Below are 26,791 nucleotides of genomic sequence, written 5' to 3'. Positions count from 1 at the left end.
ATATTTTACAAAAGAAAAGACGTGAAAGCATCCTCTCACGCAAAAGCATTTTTTCTTCCAATAATCCCTCAAACCAGCTATTCATCAAGGTTTCCGCTGTTGCAACAGGATTATGGCTTCCACATGCCTTGAGGATATAATAAGTATGTCGTACCAGTCTGGTACCCCCTTGGTGGAAGGGTATATTTCAATTTACTTCTGAATTATACACTTCTTATATGTGGTAACTTTCAAGTCTGTTGTACTACCTCATCTCCGAAGCAGCAGTTCTTTTTGCAATGCGATTGTATGTCAGTTGAAATTCTTTCCTAAAAGAACTTACAATATCGGGATTGTCACGCAACCAAAAGTCTATCAGCTTGGTCGATTCAAAAAAAGGCTTGTGATCGATAAACCACTTCTTGTATTTTTCACGCTCCTTTTCTGATTTGTAATCATCAGATAATGGCCCGTGGTCATTAAAATAATCCCAAGTAAAGCCAAATGAGCTTGTCTCGGCATTCCATCAGGCTGGAGGTCTTTTAAGTATTCATAAATAATTTCTTCAGGACGTTTATCGCCTGGAAGCTTAATTATATTTCCAAGCTTATCTCGTAAAGGATCAGGTATTTTCTTCAATTGCTTTTCCGAAACGTCACCATCAAAAACAATAAGGATATTTCCAAAATATGATATATCAGCATTATATAGATTAATAAGCTCGTCACAGCCGATGGTTGTTTCTAGTAACTCCAGATAAATCAAATATTCCGGAATCAAGTATTTTAAAAACCACCTTGCTTCGCTATCTTCCGAATACACCTTAACTTTATTGTAACTTTGGACAATGGAAGTCACAGACAAATCACGCTCAATTTCTGTGAAAGTGATATTGCGTTTTATTTCAAGCCTTCTATTAGCGTTCGTGAGGTAATAAAGCTCAATATCGTTATTCACGTTATCATCGTGTTTATTATATGCAGTTTTGCCACAAATATCCCTAATTAGGCTTATACTATGTGTTGTCAGGACAATTTGAAGCTCATTTGCGCGTGCTTCTTGAATAAACAACTGAACCAGCCTATTCTGGGCTGCCGGATGAAGAGTAGATTCTATTTCATCAATTAACAAAATGCCGCCATTCCAAGCGGTGCCACTATCTTCTTTAAGTTTTCGAAAAGAAAGCAATGCAAGAAGAATTTGACCTAAATTGTCTTGACCTGATGAATTTGTTAGATAATCGTATTCATCTGTATTTATCCCAATACCACTCTTTTTGTCAGTTTCGCCGATACTGTAATTTGTTATATCCTTAACATCCGTCTGCATTGACAATATAGACTTATAATTAGTGATAAACCAGTTCTTATGATCTTCACTTTTAAAATTTATAGCTTTTGTAGCTATTGAGTCATCGCTAGACTCTCCCAAAGGAAATAAACGTGATAAGCCAAGGTAAAGAACCGGGTAGTTAAACTTGGCCTCAGTTTGTTTACCATCTTCTTTCTTAAATGGTATAATGCGGAACCGATCTCTTTTTACAGAACGAATATCGTTCATTGATTTATCAAGTTCTTCTGCTGTCTCACTTTTATCCTCTGTCAATGTTTTGTGCCTTCTATCTTTATCCTTTTGTTGCCAAGCAGCTCTAAAACTTCTATAGTCAAAAACATTACCATCCTTATCACATAAAGTGATTTCAAAACGGTTTGCTCCAATAGTATCAAATGTCTTGCTACCCTTAAACAGCTCACTAAAATCAGCTCGGAAAGGTTTTAATAAATATGTTACTCCATCTTTCTTCTTTAGTTCTCCAGAGTTTGCAATCATTCCAAGGATTGTAGATTTACCTGTAGAATTTCGACCACTCAGAATCGTGAGATATTTACCCAATAATATTTTCTGATCTTTGAATAGCCTGAAATCCCTAATCTTGATGCTTTTATACATCTTCTAGCCCCACCTTAATATGTACTAATTGCTAAATGCCTCAGATATGAATCCATCTCCTGCTTTGTCGGCAACAGTTCTGGCGATTTAAATAATAACAACTCGGTTCCTTTTCCCTTATTCGCTACACTATAATTCAAATTATATTTTCTGGCGGTATATTGATATTGTGAGTAAATATCATGAATTTGAGGAGCGTCATCATACGTCAATATCCAATCACACAAAACATTTTGACTTATATATCTCGCAATTTCAGCATGATCCTCATGTTTAAGAAAATTCTTGTACAGTCTTTTCCCATTTGAAAAATACGGTGGATCAAAGTACACAAATGCATGATTCCTATATTTAGGCAGTATTTGGGTTATGAAACTCCTGATTTCTTTGTTGTATATAAAAATATGCTTTTTGTGAGCCGCAATATTTTGTATGCGTTCTATTAATACTTCTTTGTTAAACCGAGCATCAATCAAATACGTACCCTTTTGTTCATAACCCCCTATGGGTCCTGCTGCATTAAGGATGCCTGAACGATTAGTTCTATTAAGAAAAAAGGCAGCAAAACCTAATTTCAATGAATATTTTCGATTTTCTGCCAAGTAAATATTCTTTTGTTTATACCATTCTTCGACCGTAACTGGGGTTCTTCTTATTAATTCTATAAGGGCATCTGTCTCATCTTTTAGTGCTCTCCAAAAAGAATAGATTGCTTTATCATAGTCGTTTATTACAACAGAAGAAACCACGCCGTCGAGGAGAAGGTTTACCGCGACTCCTGCGCCGCCTGCAAATGGCTCAATATATGTAAAACAATCAAGCGCATTGGCACTTTTCTTCTTAATAATAAATTTAATTAATGGAGTAATATTGCTTTTACCACCAGGATACCTTAATGGAGATCGATTCAACAAAACACCTCCCCGCCATTACAATTTTTGACACAACTCTGCATATCCAAATTATAGTATATACAGAACAAAAAAACAATCAAATTGAAACATTTATCTTAGAACCATCTATGTTACGAATTTCTATATGCTTATCAAAAATCAGAATCTTATCAACATTATCTCTAATAATGTTTTCATCATAAGCGCCATTCTCGTAAACCATTTTGCCAAGAATGTTCTTAACCCACACTTCACACAAGGTGGGGGAATGGGAGCATGCCTCTTTACCCTTTTCAATTCTTGTCGCGCACCTCCAGACCACCTTACCCCTTTCCGTTCTTCTCCGATAAGATGCTCCACAATTACCGCAGACAAGTAGATTCCCCAAAAGGTATTTCCCGTTATATTTACTAGCGCTGGATTCTATTGTGCCATCATCATTATGAAGTAATCTTGCACGCTTAGCCATTTCTTCCTGTACTTTACCAAACACTTCAGCAGAAACAATAGCCGGATGGCTGTCCTTTACATAATACCGGCTGCGTTGTCCAATATTCTTGACTTTCTTACCTGTCATATAGTCTTCCGTAAAAGTCTTTTGCAGCAAAGTATCGCCTTTGTATTTCTCGTTTTTTAGCATCTTCTGGATCGTTGTCGTGTCCCAATGCTCCTTGCCCGTCACGGTCTTAACCCCCTGAGATTCCAGATAAGATTTTATCTGCCCGAACGTCAATCCCTTTAAATACAAATCAAATATATTTCTGACCACTTCCGCTTGCTCCGGAACAATAACAATCTCGCCGTCTACGCAAGTGTATCCCATGAAATTTTTATACTTCGTGAAGATATCACCCTTATCGAACTTGCGCTGAAAACCCCACTGAATGTTTTCGCTAGTATTCCGACTCTCATCCTGCGCCAGCATACCCCTCAGTGCAATCTCAAATTCTTTGTCCACATTGATTGAATCCAGCTTCTCATTTTCAAAATGCATATTGATCCCTCGCTCTCTTAAAAATCTTATAATTTTCAAAACCTCCACAGTATCTCTTGATACCCTACTGATTGACTTTGTGATAATATAATCGATATTTCCTTTCGCCGCTTTCTTGAGCATTTTGTCCAGTCCGGTTCTGCCACTTCGGCGCAAACCGCTTTCAATGTCATGGAACACTCCTGCAATAATCCAATCAGGATGGCTTTGTATAAACTTGGTGTAGGTTTTTATCTGAATTTCAAGGCTGCGTAGTTGTTCCGGTCCGGATGTACTGACCCGGCAATAGGCGGCAACTTTGAGCATTTTGTTTTCTTTGGGTATAGCAGGTATAATCCTTACATTTTTCATTTGCCTTCCTTAATTATCTATGTAAAATGGGTATCCCATTTATATTCTACCAAAAAAAAAGACGTGAGGGCATTCACTCACGTCAAAGCATATTTCCACTTATAATCTCGCGACCTCTTTATTTATCAAGGTTTCTGACGTTGCAACAGGACTATGGCTTCCACATGCGTCGTCCACGGAAACATATCCACCGGCTGCACCTCTTCAATCGCGTATCCTTTACCGGCCAGATAGCCCAAGTCCCGGGCCAACGTGCCGGGATCGCATGACACATATACAACCCGCGGGGCTTCCATATCTGCCAGCGCTTCCAGGGCGGCAACACGACAGCCCCGGCGGGGCGGGTCCAGCACCACGACATCAGGGCGAAGCCCTTGCGTGGCCAGTGCGGGTAGGAGCTTTTCCACTTCACCGTGCAGAAACTCTGCGTTTTTTATTCCGTTTAACAATGCGTTTTCTCTGGCATCCTCCACCGCCCCGGGCACCACTTCCAGTCCGTACACCATTCCGGCATGCCCCGCGAAAAAAAGGGCAATTGTGCCAGTGCCGCTGTATGCGTCCACAACTGTTTCCCCACCGGTCAGTCCGGCGTATTCAAGCGCTTTATTATACAGCACAGGCGTCTGGTGGGGATTTACCTGATAAAATGAAGCGGCTGAGATGCGAAAAGCGAGGCTTTCGATACAGTCTGTCATGTATTCCTGACCGGCCAGAAGCCTATTTTCAAGCCCCATCTCTATTCCTTCGGGACCGTGATGGATGTTCCTAATCAAAGATGTCAACGCCGGCAGTTGTTTTAACAAATCAGCGGCAATAGTCTTTTCTTCCGGCCACTCTCCCGGTCCCGTGACCAAAACGGCCATGCACTCACCGGTGGCGTTTGCTTTTCGTAAAACAACCTGTCTTAGCAATCCACGGCGCCGGCGATGCTTATACACTTCCACCCGGTATTTATTTAAAACTGTTTCAATTACTTCAGCCGTTTTATTCAAGTCTTCATCCACCAGCAGGCACCTGGGGCCATTCCTGGCTATTCCCTCTTCGTCCGCATTATAAACCAGACGGTGAGTGCCTCTTTCATAAAAACCCAGCGACACACCACCCTGCTTTTCTTCCACATGATAGCTGGCCTTATTTCGATAATGCCAGGGGTATTCCGTACCGATAGTTTCTTTAACCTCAACCTCGTACAGGCGGCTAATACGGGCAAGGCTATCTTTCACCATGCGGGTTTTTTGCTTGAGTTGTTCTTCGTAAGCCATTTGCTGGAGCCCGCACCCCCCGCAGCGGGCATAAACTGGACAAAGCGGTTCACGCCTCGACTGTGCTCCGGCGCAAATCATCTTAAGTTTGCCGCGGGCAAAATTCCTCTTTATTTCCGATATCTCAGCTATAACCTTGTCACCGGGAACGGTAAGCGGCACAAAGACAGTTACGCCCATATGGCGCCCGACACCGTCCCCGCCATGAGTCAGGCCAGTAATCTCAACCGCAACATTTTCTCCAATTCTTAAAGGAAGTCTTGTTATCAAAGTAACCTCCGAAAAACATCCCGGTTTTTTAAAGACAGTATTCCCTCTTTGTTCATAACGGCAACCTTTCCAGCGCATATTACAATTTAAGCATCGTGGTTGTCAATGGTTTTGGGCAGCTATTTAAATAACGTAATCCAAGAAGGTGATCTAATTATGTCCGTATGTCCTGTGTGCAATAGTCTTGTTACAGTAAGTAAAAACTGTCCGTTATGCGGTTGCTCAATGTATGACGCCGGTGTTATTCAGGATTTTTACGACAACTATAGCGCTTTCCTCGAACAGGAAATTTATGAGGACGGCTACAGATCATACAGCCATGATTTTTGTGTCCACCTGTTCGCCTGTCCTAGCTGTCATTTTGATACTAATGTTAAATTCCGGCGACTGAACAAGAGCTGACTCCTGAGAAATACAGCAGCATTTTTGCGCGTCCTGGCCATTTTATTCTTATACAATAGATCAAAAAAAGGAATGAATGTGCAAGAGGCGAATAATTACATTATTAAAAATCACTATCGAACCAAAATTTACAGAAATAGGGGGCGTCATTTTGAGCGTCAAAATTGCCATTATCGGCGGCACTGGTGTCTATAATCCCGACATTATGAATGATATCCGCGATGAGACAGTTCCTACTCCATACGGAGATGTCCAGCTTAAAATTGGCGACTATCAGGGCAGGCAGGTAGCTTTTATGAACCGTCACGGAGAGAAACACTCTGTTCCTCCGCATCTCGTTAATTACCGCGCCAACATAGCGGCATTAAAGAAGCTCGGGGTAAAATATGTGCTGGCTACCGCCGCGGTAGGTTCACTTAATCCGTCCATGCAGCCGGGCCACTTTGTTTTCGTTGATCAGTTTTTAGATTTCACCAAAACCCGGCAGACAACCTTTTTTGAAGGTGGCGACGCCGGTGTGGTCCATATTGACCTGACTAATCCGTACTGTCCGGGATTAAGAGACATTCTTTCCAGGGCGGCCCGCGAACAAGGGTTGATTGCCCACGCTAACGGTACTTATATATGCACCGAAGGTCCCCGTTTTGAAACAACCGCTGAGATAAAAATGTACCGCCTGTTCGGCGGCGACCTGGTTGGTATGACCGGAGTGCCTGAGGTTGCGCTCGCCAGGGAAGCGGAAATGTGCTACGCAACCATCGCCATGGTAACCAACTATGCCGCCGGCATATCATCTACCAACCTTACTCACCAGGAAGTTTTGGACATGATGGCGCTGAATAGCGAGAACATCAGAAAGCTTTTGATGCAGACTGTTGTCTGGATTGATCAGGAGCGCGTCTGTTTCTGTCATCATGTGATAGATCCGCTATAGCAAGAACAGCAAGCTCCAGGCTGTGAGCTTTATTTTGCAATTGATTTACAAAAAGGAGAAGGTTTTTTGGAAACGATGCGCTGGCTTGAAGAAGGCTGTTTGGAACTATTGGATCAAACCGAACTGCCTGCTAAAATAACTTATTTAAAGTGCCGGGACTACCTTGACGTTGCCGTTGCAATCAAAAGACTGGCTGTGCGTGGAGCACCGGCCATAGGCGCAGCGGCCGCTTACGGATTAACCCTGGGGGCAATGAAGCTGAATGCGCAAAAAAAAGAAGAATTTATTTCAGGGGTGCAGGCAATCGCCCGGGAGCTGTCGGCCACCCGGCCCACCGCGGTGAACTTGCGCTGGGCATTGGATAGAATGATTAAAAAACTGCATATAGATAAAGGTGAAGATATTAACACATTGCGGGCGATACTCCTGGAAGAAGCCAACCTCATTTGTCAAGAGGATGTTGAGACCAACCGCAGGATCGGCAGACATGGGCAGGCTTTAATACCAAATGGGGCTCGTATTCTCACCCACTGCAACGCCGGCGCGCTGGCCACCGCCGGCTACGGGACCGCGCTTGGCGTGATCAGGGCGGCCCGGGAGGCAGGCAAGAATATCAGCGTCGTTGCCGACGAAACCAGGCCTCTTCTGCAGGGCGCCAGGCTGACGGCCTGGGAAATGCTGCGCGAGCATATTCCGGTGACTCTGATCACAGACAACATGGCCGGCTACCTGATGGCCACCCAAAAAGTAGATTTGATCATTGTGGGAGCCGACCGCATCGCGGCCAACGGCGATGTGGCCAACAAGATCGGCACATACAGCCTGGCGGTTCTGGCCAAAGCCCACAACCTCCCCTTTTATGTCGCCGCGCCGACGTCTACCATAGACATGAGCCTGGCATCCGGCGCGGAGATTCCGATAGAGGAACGCGATCAAGCTGAGATAACCCATCTGGCTGGAAAACCCGTGGCGCCATTGGGGGTGAAGGCATGGAATCCCGCCTTCGACGTAACTCCTAATCACCTGGTAACAGGCATTATTACCGAAAAAGGCGCTGTCTACCCGGCTTACCGGGAAAACCTTGAGAAATTAATAAATATTTGAGAATAGGAGGAAACTGCTCAACATGCCTGATTATATAGTGAGAAATATTGACCTCGCGCCAAGCGGCAGGCTGAAAATAGACTGGGTGCGGGCGCACATGCCTGTGTTAAACGCCATCAGGGAAGAATTCGAGCGGGATAAGCCGTTTGCCGGTTTGCGGGTGGCATTATCAATCCACCTGGAGGCCAAAACGGCATATCTGGCTGAAGTGGTCCAAGCCGGCGGCGCAAAAGTTGCCATAACCGGCTCAAACCCGCTGTCCACCCAAGATGACGTAACAGCCGCCCTGGCCGCGGCCGGGCTGAACGTTTACGCCTGGTACAACGCCACTGACCAGGAATACAAGGAACATTTGCTCCATGTGCTGGATACCCGGCCCCAGATAGTAATCGACGACGGCGGGGATTTAGTCAACCTGCTTCATACCGAGCGCAAAGGCCAGGCATCAGACATCATCGGCGGGTGTGAAGAAACCACAACCGGAGTCAGGCGGCTGGAGGCGCTCGACCGGGAAGGAAAGTTGCTTTTCCCGATGATGGCGGTAAACAACGCTTTCTGCAAGTACCTTTTTGACAACCGGTACGGCACCGGCGAATCAGCCTGGTCCGGAATAATGCGCACAACCAACCTGGTGGTGGCGGGAAAAGTTGTCGTGGTGCTGGGCTATGGCTGGTGCGGCAAGGGTATCGCCATGCGCGCGAAAGGTTTGGGTGCGCGGGTGATTGTGTGCGAAGTGGACCCGGTCAGGGCAATCGAGGCCTGCATGGACGGTTATCAGGTGCTGAGCAGCGAACAGGCTGCCTCAGAAGGTGATGTTTTCGTCACAGTGACAGGCTGCCGTGATGTCCTGCGCCGGTCTCATTTCAATAAGATGAAAGACGGCGCCATCCTGGCCAACGCCGGTCATTTTGATGTTGAAATAAACAAGCCGGAATTAGCCGGCTTGACAGTGGAACGCCGCTTGGCCCGCCAAAACGTCGAGCAGTTTACCCTGGCAGACGGCCGCAGGATATACCTGCTGGCCGAGGGGCGCCTAGTCAACCTGGCGGCCGGTGACGGCCACCCGGCGGAGATTATGGATATGTCTTTCGCTATTCAAGCGCTGTCAGCCAGGCACATCAAAGAAAGCGCCGGTAAAATGAGCAAAAAGCTTTACCGCGTGCCGGAAGAAATAGACCGGCGGGTAGCTTATCTCAAGCTAAAGTCTTTGGGAATTGAAATCGATCACCTGACCGGTGAACAATCCGAGTATATGAGCAACTGGCAAGAATAACTAATTTCAGGAGGATTCTGATGGCTGACATATTGATTCAAGGAGCAACTGTTCTCACCATGGAGGGGTCTGAAAATATCATCGAGAATGGTGAGATCTTTATCACAGGCGGACGGATTGCCGCTCTGGGGCCGCGCGGGTCGATTCCCCCGGAAGGCCGGGCGGAACGGATTATTAACGGTTCCGGCATGATTGCCATGCCCGGCTTCATCAACTGCCACACCCATGCCGCCATGACCCTGCTGCGCAGCTACGCCGACGACCTGCCCCTGATGGAGTGGCTTTCAGAAAAAATCTGGCCGGTGGAAGATAAGCTGGAGCCTGAGGATATTTACTGGGGCGCCATGCTCTGCTGCCTGGAAATGATTAAATCGGGCACCACCACTTTCGCGGACATGTATTTTATCATGGACCAGGTTGCCCTGGCCGTGGAAAAAAGCGGCCTGCGCGCCTGCCTCTCCCGGGGCTTGATTGGCAACGCGCCAAATGGCGCTTTGGCTTTGGAAGAAAACGTTAACTTCTTTAAAGAATGGAACGGCATGGCCGGCGGCAGGATTAAAGTGATGTTTGGTCCGCACGCCCCGTACACCTGCCCGCCCGAATATCTTGAGCAGGTGATCGAACTGGCCGGTAAATACGGGGCCGGCCTGCATATTCATGTGGCCGAAACGAAAAGCGAGGTGGAACAAATTAAGACCAGCTACGGCAGAACCCCTGTCGGGCACCTGAACAGTCTGGGACTTTTTGCGCTGCCGGTGCTGGCCGCCCACTGCGTCCACCTGGACGACGCGGACATGGAGATTCTGGCCCGAAATAACGTCGGAGTGGCCCACTGTCCCGAAAGCAATATGAAACTGGCCAGCGGCGCCGCGCCGGTAACAGGCCTGCTGAAAGCCGGCGTCAATGTCGGCCTGGGCACCGACGGAGCAGCCAGCAATAACAATCTGGACATGCTGGAAGAGATGCGCAGCGCCGCCATGCTGCAGAAAGTTTCTGCCGGTGATCCAACTGTAATGCCAGCCTTTACCGCGTTAAGGACAGCTACCGCCAACGGCGCGCGTGTACTTGGACTGGACGGTGAAATCGGCCTGTTGAAAGCAGGTATGAAAGCGGACTTAATCTTAATCGACAAACGCCGCCCGCACTTTTGCCCGCAGCACAACCTCACTGCCAACCTGGTTTACGCCGCCCATTCCGCCGATGTGGACACAGTGATAGTGGACGGCAAGATTCTCATGGAGCACAGACAAGTATTGACAATGGACGAAGAAGAAGTTGTGCGGGAAGCGCAATTGAGGGCAAACCGGCTGACCGGATGATTACGGAATCACCTTGGTCAATGGATATTCAATGATATCCTGCGCACCGGCCTTCTTTAACGCGGGAATAAGGTCGCGCACCTGTCTTTCCTCCAGGATAACCTCTACGGCAACCCAGTCGCTGTGCACCAGCTGTGATATGGTTGGTTGTTTCATCGCTGGCAAGACATCAAGAATGGTTTCAAGCATTGCGCCGGGCACATTCATTTTCAGCCCGACTTTAGACCTGGCACGAAGCGCCCCCTGCAGAAGGACGGCCATGCTCTGCAGTTTTTCCCTTTTCCATGGGTCTTCCCAGGAACTGTGGTTTGCGTGCAGTTTGGTGGTTGATTCAAGAATGGTGGCAATAATACGCAAATTATTAGCCTTCAGCGAACTTCCCGTTTCGGTTATGTCCGCTATGGCGTCAACCAAATGGGGTACTTTAACTTCTGTAGCGCCGTAAGAGTACTCGACTAAAGCATCGACACTGTTTTCTGCCAAGTATTTCCTTGTTACCCGGACCAGTTCGGTCGCAACACGCCTGCCGTTAAGATCAGACACGTTTTTTATGTCACTGTTGTCGGCCACTGCAATGACCAGGCGGATCGGATTTGAGGTATTCTTGGCATAGACCATGTCGGCAACCTCAACCACATCCGCCTCGTTTTCCATAATCCAGTCCAACCCGCTAATCCCCGCGTCAAGCACTCCTTCGTAAACATAGCGAGGGATCTCCTGCGCCCGCATCAGCACTATCTCCAGTTCGGGATCATTTACCGCCGGGAAATAGGAGCGGCTACGGACGGATATGTTAAAACCAGCCTGTTTAAAAAGTTGAAAGGTAGCCTCCTGGAGACTGCCTTTTGGTAAGCCGAGACGTAGTTTCAAGTTTAATCCTCCTCCGGTATTTGCCTATTAGCCTGCTACTTATTATTGTAAAAGTATATCGCCCGTCTACCGGAGTGTCAACACAAACAGTTTGCCTATTTACTCATTACAGCTGCGGAATCAGCAATACCTGTCCGGGGAAAATTAAATCGGGGTTGGCTATACGATTCGTTTCAGCCAGTATATCTATTGTCGTATGGTAAATAGCTGCGATTGCTTCTAATGTCTCTCCAGTTCGAACCACATGCGTCAAGAAACCTTCAGGCACCAAACGCCACACTTGCAGGCCGCCGTCCCCCGTTCCCAGCCCGACAAGACCCTCTTCACTAACGGCAAGATCGTTTACCGGATTGCCGATCAGCACCGTCCAATCAGGACGGCTGTTTTCAACCGGAGCGCCGTAGCCAAAAAGAAAGCCTTCCGGAGTGCCTGCCAATAATGTTTCTGCATCTCCTCCTGTCAAATTGCCCGCGGTCAGCGCCGGTATACTGCTGCCAAGGTTATCGGATTCAAGGACCGTTCTTAATTCCTCGTTAACTTCAATAATCCTGAATATTCCGTCTTCACCGCCCCAGACCAGCTCATCCCCCGGAGCGGGCCTTAAATCACCGGCAGTCAGCGAACTCACCCTGGCCGGCAGGTTTTCTTGCGCAGGTCCTTCCGCAAAACCCACTTCAGTATAATATAGAGTCAAAAGCCCGGAGGTATCATCGTTTTTGTAAGCGGCCGCAACCAACGGGATCTCTGATTCGCTCCTTGACAGTACAGTCACTTTTTGAGCAGGCCCCGGCAATACCCTGATTGCCAGCAACTCAAACTGCTGCAAGGCGGCAGTCTGCCCGGCGGCTTGATAGAAATACAGCGCGTCCTTGCCTTCAGACGCGGCGATGATCGTTTCGACGCTGTCACTGTTCAAAACAGCCAAGGCTAGATCAACAAATAAAGCACCCGGCTCGGCTCCCGATTCCCATAATTTTACGATAGAACCTGCTTCATTGCCTGTCCCCTCACCGTAAACCAATACTCTATCCGCTGTTCCCAAAACTATTTTATCAATATCCTGCTCCCGCAGTCCCACTGCCAGGCTTAATATTGTTGTTTCCGCATCTATTACGGCATCAAGACTGTAGCTTTGCTCCAAAGGAGAGAACAAAAACAACTTCCTACCGGCGACGGCCACCAGATTGATTCCATTGCCGGTAACTCTACCCCACCCGACTTGAACGGGGCCGTCTAATTCTTTTTTATTAAAAATTACTTTTGCCTGAACTAGAGGCATATAAAATCATCCTTAATCAAGATATTACTGAGTAATTCTTAACCTGCTTTAAAAATCAAGCCATCCTCCTTATTCTCAACCATCTCCTCAACCTTTTCTAAAACAACCGCGCCGTTAACAATCTCAATGGATACCTCACTGTCACCTTTTAAATCAAGCAATTTCATTATTGAACGAGGTATTGTTATCTGGCCATTGGGAGTCATACCAGTTATTACTGTCATCTTCTTTTCCATCTCCTTGTTGCGTGTAATTCATGCCTGCGATATTATTATATGGTAGCTTAAAATTAATAACCAGGGGGTATTATTGCAGTATTTTGTCAATATTTGACGAATTAAACGCTCCCGTTCGACAACGGCTTAGTGATTCTCAATAACAATCTAATATTGAATTATTCTCAAAATAGTATAAGATAACAATAATACAATTTAACGATATAGAGGTGGAAATAATGACGATTTCTAAAAAGATTAATACATTGCTCGCAAACGCTTCTTTTATCAGAAAAATGTTTGAGGAAGGGGAAAGGTTGCGGAAACAGTTCGGAGAGGAAAATGTTTTTGACTTTTCCCTTGGGAACCCGGATGTCGAACCCCCAAAAGCCTTTAAGGAAGCGCTAAAGAAGCTGTCACTGGAACCAATTACAGGCATGCACCGCTACATGAGCAACGCGGGTTATCCTGAAACGCGCCTGGCTGTGGCTAAAACGCTGGCGGAACAGAGCGGTCTTCCTTTAAATGAAAATCATATCGTGATGACCTGTGGAGCCGGCGGAGCGTTAAATGTCGCGCTCAAAACCATCCTCGATCCTGGCGACGAGGTCATTATTTTATCTCCTTTCTTTGTGGAATATAAGTTCTATATAGACAACCACGGTGGAGTGGTCAAAGAAGTGGCGACTACCGCTGAATTCGAGCTTGACCTGCAGGCTATCGACACTGCCATTTCAGCAAAGACTAAAGCAATTATCATTAACACCCCCAACAATCCCACCGGCGTGGTTTACGGGGCCGACTCACTCGCAAACTTGGGGAAATTACTCGAAAACAAGGAAAAAGAGATTGGACACCCGGTTTTTGTCATATCCGACGAACCTTACGCGAAGATCGCCTACGACGGCATTACCGTCCCCAGTGTTTTCAAATATATCAAAAACAGCATCGTAGTCACTTCCCACAGCAAAGACCTCGCCTTGCCGGGGGAACGCATCGGGTACGCGGCCATTTCACCTAATATTGAGCGGGCCGACCTGTTAATGGAGGGTCTTGTTTTTTGCAACCGCACTCTCGGGTTCGTCAACGCCCCGGCGTTGATGCAACGCCTTGTGGCCGGACTGCAGCATGAAAGCGTCAACGTCGCCGAATATCAGGAAAAAAGAGATCTCCTTTATGACAACCTGACTGCAATGGGTTTTAAAATGATTAAGCCTCAGGGGGCTTTTTACATTTTCCCGCAATCCCCTGTCAAAAATGACGTGGAGTTTGCCGGAATCGCCCAAAAACATAATATACTGGTAGTGCCCGGCAGCGGTTTCGGCACGCCGGGGTATTTTCGCATCTCATACTGTGTCAATAAACAGATGATCTTGAGATCACTGCCTGCTTTCCAGGCTTTGGCCAGTGAGCTGGGGCTGCAACCCTGAGTAATAAAACCCCTTGCCTTGGTCGCCATATCGATAATCTTATATTTTACCCCCGTCACCTAAAGTACGGTATATTTCATCCCACAATTCAGGATGTTTCTTTGCTAAATTAAACGGCTTGCCCCGTTCATCCACAAAAGCGTGATTTGTGCTTCCTTCAGCCGCAATTGTGTTGTCTTCCTTCAAAATGCGGTATGTAAATGTTATCCTGGTCCTGGTTAACGAGGATATGCCGGTCTCCAGGAAAACTTTTTCCACAGGCCGCAACGATAACCTGTAACGGCAGAAGGCGTCAATAACCACTAGCTCGATGCCGTGGTTATGAAAGGTGGCCATGTAGGGCAAGCCGACTTTTTCCAATAAGGCGATACGGCCGTCTGTAAACCAGTCAAAATACTTGGCGTAATAAGTTATACCGGCGGCGTCACAGTCACCCCAGCGAACGGTAAACTCCACCTGCACAGTCGCATTGACATTGTAGTCCCTACCAGATTTCATTGCCGTTTTCCTCCCAAACTATATTTATTACCACTGTCAGATATTCAAAATTCAGCATTCTTAAATTCAGGAACATCTCGAGAATATAAACCGTTCTCTCATTATATAACGGTAAAAAACCATATTATCATCAACACTTCAACTACTAGTTTTAAAATGGTTCCGCCCATAAATCCGATTATAGTGCCGATACCGACCTGGAAAGCTTTATTCAGATCGCTTTTACGGTAAAGCTCCCCTAGCACCGCGCCAATAAACGGACCGAAAATCAGTCCAAACGGGCCCAGCAGCCATATTCCTATAATGCCGCCGAGGACGCTTCCCCAAACCGCCGCCCTTGATCCTCCATATCTTTTGGCGCCCCATACACCTGCCAGGTAATCTATTAAGAATACCAGCGCCACAACCAATCCCTGACCGACAAAGAAGAGCCATGACAGGTTGGCAAACTTAACGAAAAAACCATATATCAACATCCCTAACCAGATTAGAGGCGCTCCGGGTAAAACCGGTAAGAACGTGCCAATAATTCCGGCGGTAAAAAAAACAACCGCTATCGCCATTCCAGCAAATGACATTGCTAATTTTTCCTCTCCATAAATTACTACCATATATTATACAACAAAATAAGCCACTTTAAGTGGCGCATTTGTAATAAACCCAATTTATTCTCTCTTATGACCTGTTAAAATCACCCTACCCAATCTTAAATAACATCATTGGTTATATCTAAATTTTTTATTTTACGCCTGCGAATAATTCCTTCCACGCGTCCCGCGGTATTTCTTGCATAATTGCCTGCGAAATCACAGGTCCCTCTGCGCAAATGTTTGTTAGCCCTGGATAAAATCAATAACGCCAGCGTGGCGGCTCCGATTCCGGCAATGGTGCGATAAGAAAACATATTTTACCCTCCTAAATTTAAACGACAAATTTTAATCATAAATTATCTTTACCTAACTACTCTAAAATATTCAAACGATACTGAAATACTTGGTTTGATGATGATAATGCGTTGTGCAAAGCTTAATGGGTCTGCCCAGGGAATCTTCTTGACAGTTTACAACAAAATAAATAGAATTAAAAAGAATTCAGGGAAAAAACACTGAAGGAGAGAGCTTTACATGGAAAATAATTTTATTCAGCAAATGTTAGTTAACTTCTATAAGGAATTAGATCAGATTTTACTACCGGAAAATGCCGTTACTTTTAATTCTCCTATTCCTGAATCATCTAATCCCGCAGATAAGAACATCAGCCCCCTGATCAATATTTACCCTCCCCGCGTAAAAAGTACCGATTTCTTTGATATATTACACCAAGTCGCCGGGATAATCAAAAAGACTCATCCTAATACAGTCGCGGAAATTGATCAAATAGAATCCGCCCTCCCGGTCGAACCTGCCGAGCAGGAATCATTTGTTGGCAAAGCATTTATCCCGGGAATTAACCTGCTGGCTTATCTTCAACAAGATCTCCCCGCGGATACTTTTGGCTTATTGCTTAATCATACTGTTAAATTATTTATGCGGCAGTATGTGGAAAAAGTGTTACCCCTTGTTGATACTGAGGATTGGTTAAAAGGGAATTGCCCGGTTTGCGGCGGCCGGCCCAACTTTGCCTTACTCGAAAAAGAAAGTGGCGGAAGATACTTGTACTGTGGATTATGCGAAACGAAATGGCGCTTTCAACGCCTGGGCTGCCCATTTTGCTACAGTAATGAATCTCAATTCATTACCATCGAAGGAATGGATAAATACAGGGTTTATGTATGTGAAGAATGCCGTGGTTATATAAAAACCGTCGATGAGAGAAAAGCCGGAGAAGATGGAGTGAATTTATTCTTGGAAGATATAAACACGATGCATCTTGATCTGCTGGCGATAAGTGAAGGCTACTTTAACAAGCAACTCGATCCGCCGCCAGGCCTTTGACGTATCTTAAAAATAATATTATCCAGCAGGATTTTCAGCCGTTTATGTCGTATACAAATATAGACATGGAAAGGAGGTCATGATTCAATGCCACACATTGGTGCTACGGAGTTAGTTTTAATTTTAGCTGTGGTTCTAATTATTTTCGGACCGGGCAAATTGCCGGAACTGGGCAAGTCGCTTGGTAGAACGATCAAGGAATTTAGACGTTCATCAAATGAAGTCATGGATGACACGGTGTCAGCCGCGGTAGTGGCGGAGCAAGAGGGACAACAAGCAATTAAAGCGGCAAAGAGTTAAAAGAGTTATATAGAAAGAAAATAGCAATACCTTAAGCGGGGGAAAACAAAGTGGCTAAGAATACCGACGAAATGCCTATGTTGGAGCACCTGGAAGAATTGCGTCGGGTTTTAATTATTTCTATTGTCAGTACAACTATTTTAGCTGTGGTTGCTTATTTTTTTTGTGACCGGATTTTGGCAATATTGCTGGAACCGCTGACAAATGTTGGACAAAGAGCCAATTTTACCGGAGTAACAGAACCTATTTTTGTCAAGATCAAATTGTCGTTTTTTGTCGGTTTTCTGACTTCTCTGCCAATTATTTTATGGCAGGTCTGGAGCTTTATTGTCCCCGCTCTTAAAAAAAATGAGAGGGTATATTTTACCCTCTTTGTTTTGATTTCATTTATTAGTTTTATAGGCGGTGTGGCCTTCGGGTTTTGGGGAGTGTATCGTTTAGGGATCACTTTTTTATTGCAATTCGCCGGGCCTGAATTAGCTCCCATGCTGACCATCGATAAGTATATATCTTTTACTATTGGTTTTCTATTACCATTTGGTGTTGTTTTTGAATTTCCCTTAATCACCTATTTTTTAGCCAAGCTTGAGCTAATTACTTATAGTTTTTTAGCGAAAAACCGGCGCTACGCAATACTGGCTATTGTAGTGCTGGCAGCTGTTATCACACCGACACCGGACATAATAACTTGCTCGATCGTGACTGGTCCGATGTATTTGCTCTATGAATTAAGCGCAATAATTGTGCGCTTTGTTGAACGGGGTATTGCCCGGAAGAAGCAGCGTCAGCAACTGGCCGAAATCACTTAAACTAAAGCGTTAAAACTATATACATATTATATACAATTAAAATGTACATTTATTGCCCCTTGAAAGAGAGGTGGGAGTTAACTGCTATTTTTAAGTTAGTTTGTTAGTTGTTTTTTTTAACAAGGAGAGATTTTTTGAGAGATTTTTTATATTTTCATTTGAAGGAGGGGAGGATTGGATATTCCTATGGATAAACTTAGTCGCCGCGATTTCTTAAAAATCTTTGGCTTGGGCACAGCAGGAACAGCTTTGTTTAAAGGAGTAAACGCTGTGCCGGCCATAGCCAACACCGCTGAAAGCAACCGACCAACTTTTGATCCGGGGCCGCTAAAAATAAAAAAAGCCAAGGAAACAGCTTCTGTTTGTGCTTTTTGCGGTTGCGGTTGCGGTCTTATTGTTTATTCTGAAGGCGACAAGGTAATCAACATTGAGGGCCGATTTCGGCATAAAAGACACCGCTACGGGTACCGTCATACCGCCTGATAAGTCGGCGGTCAACTCTTTTATCATGAACACTGAGGGAGCAGGGCGGCTGTTCGCTCCTAGCGGCATGAAGAACGGGCCTCTCCCTGAACATTATGAGCCGGTAGAAAGTCCGGTAACGAGTATTATGAGCAAACAACAAAACAACCCTGTTGCCGCCAGGTATAAAGGAGAGTTTTCCAAGCTGGCGCAAACAGCCAGCCCTGACTCTCCGTACATCGCCACTACCCACCGCTTGGTCGAACATTACCAGAGCGGCGCGGTAACGAGAAACTGCCTGATGCTTGCCGAGCTGATGCCGGTGAGATTAAGTGTAAAAGTAAACGTTATGCCTATTCTAAAACCGCTGAAAGTCAACGAAAAAGAAGTGGAAATTATTGGTTCACCATGGTACTGGGGTTATCAGGGACTGGCTCCCGGCAGCACGGCGAACGATTTAACACCCTGCGTTGGCGACGCCAACACGATGATCCCTGAGTATAAAGCTTTTATCTGTAATATTACAAAGAGCGCATTTAATGCAAATACACTAGGTTGATTCCAAGTAGAAACTGGAGGTGTGAGGATGTCAAAGGGTGTTTTGGTGGACGTTTCCAGATGCATCGGCTGCCGGAGCTGTATGGTGGCCTGCAAAACATGGAACGACTTACCGGCCGGCAAATCCGAATTCACAAATAACTGGGACGCCCCCGGAAAAGTGGATGCGGACAACTGGACAGTGGTTAACTACCATATTGTTGAACAAGACGAGCAAATAAAGTGGCGTTTTGTCAAAAGACAATGCATGCACTGTGATGAACCCGCATGCGAAGCGGCTTGTTTCACTCATTCATTCGTAAAGACTCAAGAAGGTGCGGTGATCTATAAGCCAACCGAATTAAATCAGGATTATTGCGTCGGCTGTCGTTACTGTATGATTGCCTGTCCGTTTGGAGTGCCGTCTTTTCAATGGGACAAAGCCCTTCCTTTTGTGCAAAAGTGCCGGTTTTGCTACGACCGCATGAAAGAAGGCATGAAACCTGCTTGCGTTACCGCTTGCCCGACAGGCACCTTGAAATATGGTGAAAGAGACGCCCTACTAAAAGAGGCGTGGCAGAGAATTAACAGCAATCCCAACTATATCAAGCGGGTATACGGGGAAAAAGAGTACGGTGGAACATCCTGGCTTTATATTTCTGATGTGCCTTTTGATGAGATTGGCTTAAAAACTAAAGCGTACGGCCAAGATGTCTCCGAAAGGTCCATACCGTCTCTAACTTGGGATGTGCTTAAATGGACACCGTATATCTTTGTCGGTTGGGGCGCCATCCTGACGGCTTTGAATTTTTATACGAAAAGACGCGCGGAAGCGCATCATGATGGAGAAATATACGAAGCTGTCAATACAATTGAAGAAAAAAAAGATGAGTAGACTTTTCTAAAATGGAGGTGATATTAAAATGCAAAAAACCTGGAGTTTTAAGCTTACTCCATTCAGGTATGTATTGATTGGCTTAGCGGGTATCGCGGTTGTAGTCGCCCTCGCGCGTTTTATATTCGGGCTCGGTGCGGTAACCAACTTGAGTGACGAATGGCCTTGGGGCTTGTGGATCGGATTTGACTTGCTTTGCGGTATCGCCCTGGCGGGCGGCGGCTTCAGCACGGCATTTATTGTCCACGTATTGCACAAAGAAAAGTATCTGCCGATTGCCCGCGCCGCGCTGTTAACCTCGTTGATTGGTTATATCATTGCCCTGGTAAGTTTGTTGCTGGATATCGGAAGATGGACTAACTGCTGGCGGCCCTTCTTCTACTGGGGTTTCCACTCGGTGCTGTTTGAAGTGTTTTGGTGCATTTCGCTGTATACCACAGTACAGGTATTAGAGTTTGGGGATATATTCTTTGAAAGAGTAAAGATTGCTCCTTTGAAGAAAATTTTAAGCAAAGCCATGCTTCCTTTAACAATCCTGGGTATTGTTTTACCCACATTGCACCAGTCTTCACTGGGTTCGCTTTATATTGTAACAATAGACCGGCTCAATCCATTATGGTGGTCCATGATTATACCGTTCTTCTTTGTCTGGTCTGCCTTCTTCCTGGGGCCGGCGATGGTAACCATAGAAGGAACTTTGGCGGCAAGGGCCTATAACAGAAAGCCGGAAACGCATATTTTTGCCAGCCTCACTAAAGTCACCATGTGGATGTTGATTGTCTACTTTATTGTTAAAATAATTGACTTAAGCTACCGCGGCGTATATTCCATGGCTTTTAACGGCTCTTTTGAAAGCAACATGTTTTTAGTGGAAATGATCGTATTTATACTGGCCCCCATCTTCATGTACGCAATTCCCGCCATCCGTAAGACGCAATGGGGCGTCGTCACCGCCTCAGCCTTGGTAGTAATCGGTGTCGTGTTCAACCGCATGAACGTGGTATTCACAGGTATGGCTCAAAGCGCGGGCGGCCATTACTTCCCCAGCATCTGGGAGTGGCTGATTACTTTAGGCATGTGGAGCGTTTTAGCCTTGGCCTACTTGTTTGTAGTAGAAAACTTCCCGATTTTGGTTAAAGAAGATCATGAGCAAGAAAGCTTATCTTCCGGGGAAAGTGTTACAACCGGCAGAAGCGTGGAAGCATAACCTGAAAATCATGCATTAAACAAATTAAGTAATGATTTAACAGCAATCCCGTACCACTTAATAGTGATACGGGATCTCTTTTTGGAATCATTATGGTTTGGACATAGCCCCTTTTTCCCGCGCGATATTATGATTTTTCCTGAGCTATTTTTACAACTTGCACATCCTCTTCTTTTACCTCTTCTTTCACCACTTTTGTTGCATCATCTAATCCACTGAAGCTGGATATTGAAGCTCTGCGGAATTCATTTATTGTTTTACCCAGCGATTTACCGATTTCAGGCAACTTGCGCGGGCCGAAAACCACTAGTGCGATAACTAAGATCAAAACGATCTCGGACATCCCCAAATTAGGAAACATAATTAACCCTCCTAATGATATTTCTTGTCATCGTACAGGCAACTGACAGTTAATAAATTTCGAGACTAACAGCAAAAAATCCTGCACGGCTAAGATAAAAAATAACTCACGGGATATCCATATATTAACGTTCCATATATTAAGGTTAGATTTTATTTATATCAGTAAAGTGGCTAAGAGGAACTGCAAAAGCAGGTTTTGACAGTGCAAAATAACGTACTATCCCCGCGTAAACAGCCCATGCCACTTTTCCTTGATAATACTGGTCAAGCATCATTTTTTCTTCTTTTGGGTTTGTGATAAAACCAATCTCCACTATTGTGCTGGGCATTTTCGTCATCCGGTTGGCAAAGTAGTCAACCGGCTTTGCCTCCCGTCCCGGATTGGCTAAAAACCGGTTTAGTTCATCTTGGACAGCCACACTAAGTTTTTTACTTTCTTCCGAACCCGGCTGATAAAAGGTCTGTGCGCCGTCTTCCCGCGGATCCGGGAAACTATTCACATGAATACTAATAAAAATGTCTGCGCCACGGTTATTAGCCAAATCCACCCTGCGGCTTAAATCCTGAATTTTTGCAGTATCCAAATCACCGGCGTTTGCGTCGCTTAGGTCCCTGTCGCTCTCTCTGGTCAGTACCGCTTCCGCGCCGGCTTCATTTAATATAGTAGCAAGTTTTTTAGATACACTAAGGACAATATCTTTCTCATGAACACCGGTAGTACCTATGGCCCCCGGATCTTCCCCGCCATGTCCGGGGTCAATGACAATCAGCTTATTGGCAACTACCCAGGACAAAGCTGCTATATACTTTTCTTCATGACGCGAAGCAACATGTTTATAGCCATACAAACATGCGATTGCCAATAATAATATAGTAATGACAAATCCTTTTTTAAAATGGAAAATACGCACAAATACAGACAAAATCAGACCCCACCCTTTCTTTTTAAGAAAGTATGCCGGACCGGATACAAATATGTATATAAATGAAGGGACAGGTTACGGCCTGCCCCTAAAACGGGTTTATAATCTACATAGAACTTCCTCATGACTACTTATAAATCTTCAACAACCACGCCCTGATAAAAGACGGCAACTTAACAAAATATACTCGCAATATGAATCACACTCCTTCTAGAGTTAACTGTTAATATACTATTTCAAAACATTGCTGAATGTGCTAATTATTTTTAAGCGCCACCACTAAACCAGTCTGACAGTTTTTTCGTGATCATGTCAGTACCGCCGCGAATATGGTTTTTTAGTGGAAGCGCTCTCAGGAATTGTCTGCCATAACTTTTTTTAAGAATCCTCGCGTCAAGGACAACAACACAACCACGATCGCTGCCGCTGCGAATCAGCCTGCCGAATCCCTGTTTGAAACGAATTACAGCTTGGGGAACACTAAAAGTTTTAAAGCCGTCCCGCTCCTTCCTTGCCAAATCCTCCAAACGGGCTTCTATAACCGGAACTTTAGGCGACAAGAAAGGCAATTTTACCATAACCACACAGGTTAAAGCTTCTCCTGGTACGTCCACCCCTTCCCAAAAGCTCGAAGCGCCGAAGAGCACCGCTCTTTCCGAGGATCTGAATTCTTCTAGGATTCTTGTTCTGCTGCCGTCTATCCCGTGACCCAGCAAATAAATATCCATGTTTTCCAGCTTGGGTTTCAGTCTATTATATGTTTCACGCAGGATCATGTGCGAAGTAAACAGGACAAGGGTTTTTCCATGAGTAATACCAATCAGTTTAGCAAGAATACTTTCAAGTTTTTCCAGATAAAGCTCATCCGCCACTTCTCCCTGAACAGGCAGGTCACGGTTAATACAAAGAAGCGCTTGACGTTCATAAATAAAAGGCGAATCAAAATGAGCCTCAGCCAGCCGCCCTGCCGGGAGGTAATCCAAGCCTACCCGCTCAATAAAATGAGCGAAAGTTCCGTTTACTGATAGAGTCGCTGAAGTAAAAACCACTGTTTTTTTATTTTTATAGAAAAGTTTATACAACATTTCACCAACATTTATCGGAACCGCCGACAAGCTGCAGTGTTTTAACATACCTCCGGCAAAAAACTCAATATCCGCCCAATAAACGAACTCTTCATCAGCGCTTTCCAAGATAAAGAATAGCTCATCGGTCAAAGCCAAGCCAGATTGGGCAATTTGCAAAAGGTCACGAGCTTGTTCAGTCCATACTTCCGCGGATATCGACCATAGATCCATGAATTCCGACAACTTCTTTACGGCGTCTGAGAGTGTACGTAATAAGTTTATTAACTCCTCGCCGATAGACCTGTATCGATCATCACTAACAGGCAACCGCAGAGTTGTGCGGTTGGATTGATAATTTATGCCGCTGCCGTTTGATTTATTTGCAGCCAGCCCACCAAGCGTCTGGAAAAAAAGGCGTGCGTTCTCAACGGTTTCCAACCTGATCTGCATCGCTGCTCTTAACACCTGTTCCCATTGCTCACGATCACCAGGGGGGATAGTTTCCGTCAATCTACTTAATGTTTTTCCGGTTATGTTAAGCCAGCGGTTCACCAAACTTTGAGTAACTTGCCTGCCAAGGTGATTTGTGGCCGAGTCTTCCAGGTGGTGGGCTTCATCGATGATCAACGGTCCGTAAGCCGGGAGCACACGGTTTTCATTTCTGATATCTAAAAACAGCAAGGAATGGTTTGTTATCACCAAGTCGGCTTCTTCAACCGCTTTTCTCGCTTTATTTACAAAACAATCCATCCGGTAGCGGCATCTTGTTCCAAGACAATTTTCCGCGTCCCCGCAAATAGAAAGCCAGTAATCTCCTTCACCGGGAGTGGCGTTTAGCTCGGTTCGGTCCCCGGATTTTGTTAATGCCAACCAGGTCAGGACCCGGGCGAAAAACGCCGCCTCATCCGGCTGGTGTAAACCGTTTAAGGCATTAAACCAGCGGCGCAGGCAAATATAATTCTGTCTTCCCTTGGCCAGAGACGCGCGAAACTGCTGATTAATCACTCCTGCCAGCACAGGAATATCTTTTAGCCAGAGCTGCTCCTGGAGGTTGAGCGTATGAGTGGCCACCAGCACCCTCTCCCTGTTCTTCAGGCTCCATAAAACCGCCGGAATCAAGTAGGCCATCGACTTGCCCACCCCGGTTCCCGCCTCCAGCATCAGATATTTCTCCTCGTTGAAAGCCTCCGCAACCTCACCAACCATTGCTTCTTGTTGAGGGCGGTATTCATAACCGGCAATAGCTTTCAACAACGCTCCTTCTTTTCCGACGAGAGAAGCAACATAAACCGGGTCGAGCAAATTTTTTTCCTTTTCATTTTGTTTTTCCCGGGGTTTTGTTTCCTTAAAAGCCATGCCATCTTTGCGCCAGTAAGGGTTTGCTGATATCTTCTTATCCGGGAACACCTTCAGCAATTCCTTTGCCACATCAACAGCAAAGCCATGCCACTTTGAACGTGCCTCCGCCAGGAGTTTTATCAACTGATTCAGAACATTTATATCTGCCTCCCGGAACTTTTGGAGCAATACGGTTAAAAGGCGCGCTGTGGCAACAGCGTCATCCAGCGCCCGGTGGCCGGCCTTAAGTTCGATATCGAAATAACGGCAAAGGGCGCTCAGCCGAAAGCTGCTTGAGTCCGGCACAACAAGACGGGCTAGTTCCAGAGTATCGTAAGAAGGGTTGCGTAATGGCTCTCCCCGCGCGGCGGCCAGAAATCCAAGGTCGAAATCAATATTATGCCCCGCTATTGAGCTGTCACGAATAAAGTCCAGAGCCTCCGGCAGCACTTCGGATAAAACGGGCGCACCGGACAAATCACGGTCGTCAAGACCGGTCAACCTTTTTATTTTCAAGTTAAGTGATTGATTGGGGTTGACCAGGGTATGGAAATTGCCTGATATCTGTCCATCCTCCAACCGCACCAAACCTATTTCAATTATTTTATCCGCAAAAGGATTCAGTCCCGTAGTTTCCAAATCACATACAACAAAACTGCTGTCCATTACTTATCTCCTGTCAAAAACAGCCTTTCAAACAAAGCCCATGTCTATTTTAGTACTCAGATTGAGAAGTCAAATTCCTTCAAGGTATTTTTCAGCCGCCACAGCTGCGACCGCACCATCTGATACTGCGGTCACTACCTGACGCAACATTTTTTTACGCACATCACCTGCCGCAAAAATACCCGGATGTGAAGTATGCATGTTTTCATCAGTGATAATAAAACCTTTTTCATCCAGTTTAACCAGCCCTTCGACGATGCCGGATACAGGTATGTTCCCCACATAGATAAACGCCCCGTCGACAAGCAGGAGGTTCTTTGTGTTATCGCGGACATCTCTGGTCAACACAGCCTTCACTGAATCGGTCCCATGAATTTCATCAACTACGCTATGCCAAACAAACTCAATCTTGGAGTTGTCAAAAGCTTTCTTTTGCACAACTTTCGTAGCCCTTAATTCGCCGCGGCGGTGAATAATAAAAACCTTTTCCGCAAACTTCGTCAAGTAAACAGCTTCCTCAACAGCAGCATCCCCGCCACCGATCACGGCAACTCTCTTGCTTCGGAAGAAGGGGCCGTCACAAGTGGCGCAATATGAAACACCTCTTCCAATAAGTTCAGTCTCTCCCCTTGCGTTTAAACGCTGCGGTTGAACACCTGTGGCTACAATCGCAGCGCCGGCTGTTATTTCTCCCTGTCCGGTCACTATAATCAGCTCGTTGCCGGCGGGTTTCAAGCCCTTCACTTCAGTAGATATAATCTCCAGACCGAAGCGGCGGGCTTGGCTTTCCATCCTTGCCATCAACTCAAAACCGCCGATACTATCGGAAAAACCCGGATAGTTTTCAATAGATTCCGTGCTCATTACCAGCCCGCCCGGCAACGCCTGTTCCAACAAGACGGCATCCAGAGCTGCTCTGGAAGCATAAATGCCTGCTGACAGACCGGCAGGTCCGCCGCCAATAATAACTAAGTCTTTCGATGCCAAAAAAAGCCCTCCTAGCATATTCTCAATATATAAATAATCTTATCCTATTGGCAAGAATCCCGTCAACAAATTGCATGCATCTTCTGGAAAATTTAAGTATCCATTGTTGAAGTACAGGAATTTCCATACAAACAACGAAACTAAATATAACGATATATAGGCTCTCGGCATTAGATGGGAGGAATCATTAAATCTGGAATAAAGCAACTGGAAATTCTGGCATGCCAGGCTAAAAAGACTGTCCTTTTCACGACATTCCTAAAAATGGGCATGGCAAAGA

Annotated in this window: 25 protein-coding genes and 2 pseudogenes; 13 read left to right on the top strand and 14 right to left on the bottom strand. The window is 45.6% G+C overall.

The window, feature by feature from the left end:
- Window positions 1–354: 354 nt before the first annotated feature.
- The 4 genes from A4E54_RS10495 to rlmD form a co-directional block, all read right to left on the bottom strand.
- On the bottom strand, window positions 355–1,929 hold the full coding sequence (locus A4E54_RS10495) for an ATP-binding protein (protein WP_240084589.1): 1,575 nt from the start codon (window positions 1,927–1,929) through the stop codon (window positions 355–357).
- A gap of 14 nt (window positions 1,930–1,943) precedes the next feature.
- Window positions 1,944–2,840, bottom strand: coding sequence for a DNA adenine methylase (locus A4E54_RS10490; protein WP_240084588.1), 897 nt, complete (start codon window positions 2,838–2,840; stop codon window positions 1,944–1,946).
- A gap of 79 nt (window positions 2,841–2,919) precedes the next feature.
- The gene (locus A4E54_RS10485; RefSeq protein ID WP_353681834.1) at window positions 2,920–4,122 is read right to left on the bottom strand and encodes a recombinase family protein; all 1,203 of its coding nucleotides are present in this window, start codon (window positions 4,120–4,122) and stop codon (window positions 2,920–2,922) included.
- Window positions 4,123–4,292: 170 nt separating this feature from the next.
- The gene (gene rlmD, locus A4E54_RS10480; RefSeq protein WP_240084586.1) at window positions 4,293–5,699 is read right to left on the bottom strand and encodes a 23S rRNA (uracil(1939)-C(5))-methyltransferase RlmD; all 1,407 of its coding nucleotides are present in this window, start codon (window positions 5,697–5,699) and stop codon (window positions 4,293–4,295) included.
- A 553-nt stretch (window positions 5,700–6,252) separates the two neighbouring features.
- Between rlmD and mtnP the strand changes: the two genes are divergently transcribed.
- The 4 genes from mtnP to A4E54_RS10460 all read left to right on the top strand — a co-directional run bounded on the left by mtnP (window position 6,253) and on the right by A4E54_RS10460 (window position 10,731).
- A complete protein-coding gene (mtnP, locus tag A4E54_RS10475; protein WP_240084585.1) occupies window positions 6,253–7,035 on the top strand; it encodes an S-methyl-5'-thioadenosine phosphorylase in 783 nt (260 codons plus the stop codon).
- Window positions 7,036–7,101: 66 nt separating this feature from the next.
- Complete coding sequence (mtnA, locus tag A4E54_RS10470) at window positions 7,102–8,139, top strand: S-methyl-5-thioribose-1-phosphate isomerase (protein WP_502687941.1); 1,038 nt, start codon at window positions 7,102–7,104, stop codon at window positions 8,137–8,139.
- A gap of 22 nt (window positions 8,140–8,161) precedes the next feature.
- A complete protein-coding gene (locus tag A4E54_RS10465; protein ID WP_240084584.1) occupies window positions 8,162–9,412 on the top strand; it encodes an adenosylhomocysteinase in 1,251 nt (416 codons plus the stop codon).
- A 20-nt stretch (window positions 9,413–9,432) separates the two neighbouring features.
- Window positions 9,433–10,731: an amidohydrolase gene (locus A4E54_RS10460; RefSeq protein WP_286726064.1), complete on the top strand. Its 1,299-nt coding sequence runs from the start codon at window positions 9,433–9,435 to the stop codon at window positions 10,729–10,731.
- Here the strand turns inward: A4E54_RS10460 and hisG are convergent, their stop codons facing one another.
- The 3 genes from hisG to A4E54_RS10445 form a co-directional block, all read right to left on the bottom strand.
- Window positions 10,732–11,601 carry an ATP phosphoribosyltransferase gene (hisG, locus tag A4E54_RS10455; RefSeq protein WP_240084581.1) on the bottom strand — a complete coding sequence of 290 codons (870 nt, stop codon included), beginning with the start codon at window positions 11,599–11,601 and terminating at the stop codon, window positions 10,732–10,734. It abuts the gene before it with no gap.
- Window positions 11,602–11,707: 106 nt separating this feature from the next.
- Window positions 11,708–12,880 carry a LysM peptidoglycan-binding domain-containing protein gene (locus A4E54_RS10450; RefSeq protein ID WP_240084580.1) on the bottom strand — a complete coding sequence of 391 codons (1,173 nt, stop codon included), beginning with the start codon at window positions 12,878–12,880 and terminating at the stop codon, window positions 11,708–11,710.
- Window positions 12,881–12,918: 38 nt separating this feature from the next.
- Window positions 12,919–13,104 carry an AbrB/MazE/SpoVT family DNA-binding domain-containing protein gene (locus tag A4E54_RS10445; protein WP_286726061.1) on the bottom strand — a complete coding sequence of 62 codons (186 nt, stop codon included), beginning with the start codon at window positions 13,102–13,104 and terminating at the stop codon, window positions 12,919–12,921.
- A 230-nt stretch (window positions 13,105–13,334) separates the two neighbouring features.
- Here A4E54_RS10445 and A4E54_RS10440 point away from each other — a divergent pair, with 230 nt between their 5' ends.
- Window positions 13,335–14,525, top strand: coding sequence for a pyridoxal phosphate-dependent aminotransferase (locus tag A4E54_RS10440; protein WP_240084578.1), 1,191 nt, complete (start codon window positions 13,335–13,337; stop codon window positions 14,523–14,525).
- Window positions 14,526–14,564: 39 nt separating this feature from the next.
- Here A4E54_RS10440 and A4E54_RS10435 read toward each other — a convergent pair whose 3' ends face one another.
- The 3 genes from A4E54_RS10435 to A4E54_RS10425 form a co-directional block, all read right to left on the bottom strand.
- Complete coding sequence (locus A4E54_RS10435; RefSeq protein WP_240084577.1) at window positions 14,565–15,023, bottom strand: acyl-CoA thioesterase; 459 nt, start codon at window positions 15,021–15,023, stop codon at window positions 14,565–14,567.
- Window positions 15,024–15,124: 101 nt separating this feature from the next.
- Window positions 15,125–15,601, bottom strand: coding sequence for a DUF456 domain-containing protein (locus A4E54_RS10430; protein ID WP_240084576.1), 477 nt, complete (start codon window positions 15,599–15,601; stop codon window positions 15,125–15,127).
- Between the two features lie 128 nt (window positions 15,602–15,729).
- Window positions 15,730–15,927, bottom strand: coding sequence for a hypothetical protein (locus A4E54_RS10425; RefSeq protein ID WP_240084575.1), 198 nt, complete (start codon window positions 15,925–15,927; stop codon window positions 15,730–15,732).
- 220 nt (window positions 15,928–16,147) lie between these two features.
- On the opposite strand from A4E54_RS10425, the gene A4E54_RS10420 reads away from it, so the two are divergent.
- The 8 genes and pseudogenes from A4E54_RS10420 to nrfD all read left to right on the top strand — a co-directional run bounded on the left by A4E54_RS10420 (window position 16,148) and on the right by nrfD (window position 21,167).
- Complete coding sequence (locus tag A4E54_RS10420) at window positions 16,148–16,957, top strand: formate dehydrogenase accessory protein FdhE (RefSeq protein ID WP_240084574.1); 810 nt, start codon at window positions 16,148–16,150, stop codon at window positions 16,955–16,957.
- A gap of 87 nt (window positions 16,958–17,044) precedes the next feature.
- On the top strand, window positions 17,045–17,257 hold the full coding sequence (locus A4E54_RS10415; protein ID WP_240084573.1) for a twin-arginine translocase TatA/TatE family subunit: 213 nt from the start codon (window positions 17,045–17,047) through the stop codon (window positions 17,255–17,257).
- A gap of 50 nt (window positions 17,258–17,307) precedes the next feature.
- A complete protein-coding gene (gene tatC / locus A4E54_RS10410; protein ID WP_240084572.1) occupies window positions 17,308–18,066 on the top strand; it encodes a twin-arginine translocase subunit TatC in 759 nt (252 codons plus the stop codon).
- A gap of 186 nt (window positions 18,067–18,252) precedes the next feature.
- Entirely contained in the window at window positions 18,253–18,549 is a 297-nt protein-coding gene (locus A4E54_RS10405; protein ID WP_240084571.1) for a twin-arginine translocation signal domain-containing protein, read from the top strand.
- Window positions 18,533–18,841: pseudogene (locus tag A4E54_RS15940) on the top strand (hypothetical protein); the annotation flags it as partial. The gene A4E54_RS10405 and the pseudogene A4E54_RS15940, both read left to right, overlap by 17 nt.
- 51 nt (window positions 18,842–18,892) lie before the next feature.
- Window positions 18,893–19,087 (top strand): annotated as a pseudogene (locus tag A4E54_RS15935) (hypothetical protein); the annotation flags it as partial.
- Window positions 19,088–19,114: 27 nt separating this feature from the next.
- Entirely contained in the window at window positions 19,115–19,960 is an 846-nt protein-coding gene (locus A4E54_RS10395) for a 4Fe-4S dicluster domain-containing protein (protein WP_240084569.1), read from the top strand.
- Window positions 19,961–19,988: 28 nt separating this feature from the next.
- Window positions 19,989–21,167: an NrfD/PsrC family molybdoenzyme membrane anchor subunit gene (gene nrfD / locus A4E54_RS10390; protein ID WP_240084567.1), complete on the top strand. Its 1,179-nt coding sequence runs from the start codon at window positions 19,989–19,991 to the stop codon at window positions 21,165–21,167.
- Between the two features lie 127 nt (window positions 21,168–21,294).
- On the opposite strand, the gene A4E54_RS10385 is transcribed toward nrfD, so the two are convergent.
- From A4E54_RS10385 to trxB, 4 genes are all read right to left on the bottom strand, one after another.
- Complete coding sequence (locus A4E54_RS10385; RefSeq protein WP_240084566.1) at window positions 21,295–21,528, bottom strand: twin-arginine translocase TatA/TatE family subunit; 234 nt, start codon at window positions 21,526–21,528, stop codon at window positions 21,295–21,297.
- A gap of 145 nt (window positions 21,529–21,673) precedes the next feature.
- A complete protein-coding gene (locus A4E54_RS10380; RefSeq protein ID WP_240084565.1) occupies window positions 21,674–22,453 on the bottom strand; it encodes an N-acetylmuramoyl-L-alanine amidase in 780 nt (259 codons plus the stop codon).
- A 266-nt stretch (window positions 22,454–22,719) separates the two neighbouring features.
- Complete coding sequence (locus A4E54_RS10375) at window positions 22,720–25,524, bottom strand: helicase C-terminal domain-containing protein (protein ID WP_240084564.1); 2,805 nt, start codon at window positions 25,522–25,524, stop codon at window positions 22,720–22,722.
- A 69-nt stretch (window positions 25,525–25,593) separates the two neighbouring features.
- Window positions 25,594–26,511, bottom strand: a complete 918-nt coding sequence (gene trxB, locus A4E54_RS10370) for a thioredoxin-disulfide reductase (RefSeq protein WP_240084563.1) — start codon at window positions 26,509–26,511, stop codon at window positions 25,594–25,596.
- Window positions 26,512–26,791: the final 280 nt, after the last annotated feature.

Source organism: Pelotomaculum sp. PtaB.Bin117 (assembly GCF_002067195.1).
In the GTDB taxonomy this organism is placed as follows: domain Bacteria; phylum Bacillota; class Desulfotomaculia; order Desulfotomaculales; family Pelotomaculaceae; genus Pelotomaculum_D; species Pelotomaculum_D terephthalicicum.
The sequence above is the reverse complement of the archived record's forward strand: the minus strand, read 5'-3'. Positions and strand labels throughout refer to the sequence as shown.